Below are 3,270 nucleotides of genomic sequence, written 5' to 3' on the forward strand. Positions count from 1 at the left end.
GGGTCGTTTACGCCTCCTCTCCGCTGATCCCTCCGTACGTCGATCCGTGGCTGGCCGGGATCGTGATCGGCGCGGCCGTGGTGATGGCCGTGGCCGAGCGGCCGCCGCGTAGTGGCGGAATCAATCTGTTCGACATGGGTGGGGGTCCGTCCGCCTGTGTTCTGCTGTGTTGCGAGAGGGTGGATCAAGGTTGACTGCGTTCGTACGGGACGTCGCGAGTATGGGGCGCGAGGCCATCGAGGTGGTGGGGGCTCGTACCAACAATCTGCGGGACGTGTCGGTGAGCATCCCCAAGGGGTGGCTCACCGCCTTCACCGGGGTGAGCGGCAGCGGCAAGACCTCGCTGGCCATCGACACCCTGCACAACGAGGCCCAGCTACGGTATCTGGAGGGGCTTTCGCCGTTCGTGCGGCAGTACATCACCCAGCGCAATCGGCCGAAGGTCGACCGCATCCTGGGACTCGGCGCGACGCTCGCGGTCGACCAGCGCCGCCTGAACCGCAACCCCCGGTCCACGGTCGCGACGATCACCGGCATCGACGGGCATCTGGGGCTGCTGTACTCCCGCCTTCCGGGGATCGGCGCGGACCCGGCGGCGGAGAGCGTCACCGGGCATCTGACGACCGCTCATTTCGACCGCAACACCCCGGAAGGCAGCTGCGCGGACTGTCATGGGGTGGGCGGGCGCTGGCAGGCGCAGGAGGACCTGGTCATCACCCATCCGGAGCTTCCGCTCTTCGAGGGGGCCTCGCCTTGGTACGCCAAGTGGCGGTCGGGGGAGCACGCGTTCGTGCCGGCGCTCGCCGACAAGCGCGGCGTGGACCTCGGCCGGCCATGGCAGTCGCTGCCGGAGGAGTTCCGCCACTGCGTGCTGTACGGCACAGGTGAGGAGAAGGTCGAGGCGACCGTCGACATGACCAGCAGAAAGGAGACGGTCTCGGTGACCTACACCTCGAGCCAGCCGCTGCGGGGGGCGCTGGCCGAGGTGGAGCGGGTGTTCGTGAACGCCCAGACCTCCAGCGCCAAGCAGCGCTACCTGCCGTACATGCGCAAGCAGCCGTGCGGCACCTGCGGCGGCAGCGGGTACGACCAGGTGGCCCGGTCCGTGCGGCTCGGCGGGCTGACCTATCCCGACCTGCTCGAGGTGGACGTACGGGAGGTGCGCAGCTGGGCGGAGCGTGTGGCCGGCGACCTGGGCGCCCGGCAGCGCGAGGTGGGTGAGCCGCTGCTGCAGGACCTGGGTCGCAGACTCGGGATCCTCGACCGGCTCGGCCTGGCCCATCTCCAGCTGTCCCGGAGCGCGGCGACACTGTCCGGGGGTGAGTTGCAGCGAACCCGGCTCGCCGCGCAGCTCAGCACCGAGCTGAGCGGCATCGTCTTCGTCCTGGACGAGCCCGGGACCGGGCTGCATCCGGCGGATAAGGCGCACCTGCTCGACATCGCCCTGGAGCTACGCAAGGCCGGCAACACGGTGCTCCTGGTCGAGCACGACCCTGAACTGATCGCCCGGGCCGACTGGGTGATCGACATGGGGCCCGGCGCGGGCCGCCTCGGCGGTGAGATCCTGGTGTCGGGGCTTCCCGCCGACGCGGCCGCCCACCCGACGTCGCTGACCGGACGCTATCTGGCCGGTGAGGGGCCGCGGCTGCGCCGGACCCGCCGTCCGGCCGGGGATGACACCGGCTGGGTGGAGTTGCACGGCCTTCGTGCGCGCAACGTGACCGCAGACCTGGTGCGTTTCCCCGCCGGTCGGCTCACCTGCCTGACCGGGGTGAGCGGCAGCGGCAAGAGCAGCCTGCTCGGCGCGCTCGCGGCGAGCGTGGAGGCCGCCCTGAACGGGACGACGATCGACACGGTGCGACAGGTGACTGGCCTGGAGGGGTTCGACTGGGTCGCCGTCGTCGATCAGGAACCGCTCGGGCGCACGCCGCGGTCCAACCCGGCCACCTACAGCAAGGCGTTCGACATTGTCCGCAAGCTGTTCGCCGAAACCGACGTGGCGCGCGGACGCGGGGTCAATGCCTCCTGGTTCAGCTTCAACACCGCGGGTGGTGGCCGCTGCGAAACCTGCACCGGTTATGGCCGCAAGCTGGTCGACATGCACTTCCTGCCGGATGTGTGGGTGGTCTGCGACGCGTGCGAGGGGCGGCGCTACCAGCCGGAGGCTTTGGAGATCAGGTACCAGGGATTGGCCATCGATCAGGTGCTGGAGCTCACCGTCGCCGAGGCAGTGGAGCAGTTCTCCGAACCCCGGCAACTCGCGGAAACCCTGGGAGCCTTGAACCAGGTCGGGCTCGGCTATCTCCAGCTCGGCCAGAGCGCCACAGAGTTGTCCGGCGGCGAGGCGCAGCGGCTGAAGCTGGCGTCCGCGATCCAGCGCGGTGCCGCGGGCCGCAAGGCCGGTCTTGTCGTTCTCGACGAACCCGTCTCGGGCCTGCACCCGTCTGATGTCCAGCGTGTGGTGGATGCGCTCGATGTGCTGCTCGACTCGGGCAACACCGTCGTCGTGGCCGAACATGACATCCCCGTCGCCGCGTCCGCGGACTGGGTGATCGACCTGGGGCCGGGAGCCGGTCCGGACGGGGGCGCGGTGATCGCGGAGGGCACCCCGGACGCCGTCGCGACCGCGAACACCCCGACCGCCGGTTTCTTCCGGCGGTACGCGGCGGGCCTGCCGCTCCTGGAAGTGCGAGATGGCGAGCGCTGCTGAGAGGGCGGGGCGCGTCTTGCGGCACGTCCTGCACTGCAACCGATCGACCGCGACGGAGATCCGGCGACGAGTTCCCTTTTCGCCCGCCCGCCTGCGTGGTTCGAGGGCGTCACCTCACTGTATAGCGGTGATCCCGCCGAGGCGCATGACAACTTCGCCCAGTCAGCCCAGTCAGCCCGGTCGCTCGTCGCTCCGCGCGAGCGTGTGCAGCGGGCGATCGTGTCGACTGATCAGGCACTTGCCCACATCCGCCTCGGCGATCCGCGCTCGGCCGCCGAGTTGCTGCACGAGTGCATCGACGCCACATCCGAAACGGGCGGTCGAGTCGCAGCAATCCGCCTGGGTCGTGCGCGCCGCGACTCCCACCGCTCGGGCATCGACCGGGTAACGAGACTAGGCTCCGACGTATTGGCATGTAACCGCGAAGGGATCCGATCATCAGCAGCGACTTTGTCTCTCCGTGGGCGCACCGGCCAAGGCCGGTGTCATGGTCATGGCCATCCCCTGTCTCATCCTCTTCATCGTGTTGCAGCGCCACTACGTGCGCGGATTCATGTCAG

At 69.4% G+C, this 3,270-nt stretch carries 2 protein-coding genes; both read left to right on the forward strand.

Annotated features, from left to right (window positions below):
* On the forward strand, positions 1–194 hold a 194-nt coding region (locus AB0J64_RS56935; RefSeq protein ID WP_364047087.1), incomplete at its 5' end, for a hypothetical protein.
* On the forward strand, positions 191–2,710 hold the full coding sequence (locus tag AB0J64_RS56940) for an excinuclease ABC subunit UvrA (RefSeq protein WP_364047090.1): 2,520 nt from the start codon (positions 191–193) through the stop codon (positions 2,708–2,710). The genes AB0J64_RS56935 and AB0J64_RS56940, both read left to right, overlap by 4 nt.
* The last annotated feature ends 560 nt before the right edge of the window (positions 2,711–3,270 follow it).

Origin of the sequence: Nonomuraea sp. NPDC049695, assembly GCF_040674955.1 — a bacterium.
GTDB lineage: Bacteria > Actinomycetota > Actinomycetes > Streptosporangiales > Streptosporangiaceae > Nonomuraea > Nonomuraea helvata.